We start from the raw sequence: 1,159 nt of genomic DNA, 5'->3' as shown, positions 1-1,159 counted from the left end.
GCGCTCGACCGCCTGCACGGCGAGCGCCGCTACCGCGTCTTCGCCGATATCGAGCGCATCTCGGGCCGCTTCCCGGCCGCCAACTGGCGCCGGCCGGACGGCTCGATCCGCGAGATCACGGTGTGGTGCTCGAACGACTATCTCGGCATGGGCCAGCACCCCGAGGTCGTCGCGGCGATGACCCAGACGGCCCTGCGCTGCGGCGTCGGCGCGGGCGGCACCCGCAACATCGCGGGCAACACCTCGCCGCTGGTCGACCTCGAGCGCGAGCTCGCGGACCTGCACGGCAAGGAGGCGGGCCTCGTCTTCACCTCGGGCTACGTCTCGAACCAGGCCGGCATCTCGACGATCGCGCGGCTCATCCCGAACTGCCTGATCCTCTCGGACGCCTTCAACCACAACTCGATGATCGAGGGCGTGCGCCACTCGGGCTGCGAGAAGCGGGTCTTCCGCCACAACGACCTCGCGCATCTCGAGGAGCTGCTGATCGCGGCGGGCGACCGGCCCAAGCTGATCGCGTTCGAGAGCGTCTACTCGATGGACGGCGACGTGGCGCCGATCGCCAGGATCTGCGACCTCGCCGACCGCTACGGCGCCATGACCTATCTCGACGAGGTGCACGCGGTCGGCCTCTACGGCGCCCGCGGCGCGGGAATCGCCGAGCGCGACGGGGTGATGCACCGCGTCGACGTGATCGAGGGCACGCTCGCCAAGGGCTTCGGCTGCGTCGGCGGCTACATCACGGGATCGAGCGTGCTGTGCGACGCCGTGCGCAGCCACGCGCCGGGCTTCATCTTCACCACCGCGCTCCCGCCCGCCATCGCGGCGGCGGCGCGCGCCTCGGTGCGCTACCTCAAGCGCTCGGGCGAGGAGCGGGCGGCACACCAGCGCCAGGCCGCCAGGACCAAGGCGGCGCTCGAGGCGGCGGGCCTGCCGGTGCTGCACACCGACACCCACATCGTGCCGGTGATGGTGGGAGATGCCGAGCTCTGCAAGGCGGCCGCCGACCATCTGCTCGAGCGCCACGGCATCTACATCCAGCCGATCAACTACCCGACCGTGCCGCGCGGCACCGAGCGCCTGCGCATCACGCCCTCGCCCTTCCACGACGAGGCCCGCATCGCCAAGCTCACGGCAGCGCTGGCCGAGACCTGGGACA

The 1,159-nt window shown here is 71.4% G+C and carries 1 protein-coding gene; it reads left to right on the top strand.

The window, feature by feature from the left end; translation table 11 throughout:
- The coding region (hemA, locus tag WDW90_RS37370) for a 5-aminolevulinate synthase (protein WP_336492766.1) at positions 1–1,159 on the top strand (1,159 nt) is incomplete at both ends.

It is taken from the genome of Methylobacterium nigriterrae (assembly GCF_037106235.1).
Taxonomy (GTDB): Bacteria; Pseudomonadota; Alphaproteobacteria; order Rhizobiales; family Beijerinckiaceae; genus Methylobacterium; species Methylobacterium nigriterrae.
The sequence above is the reverse complement of the archived record's forward strand: the minus strand, read 5'-3'. Positions and strand labels throughout refer to the sequence as shown.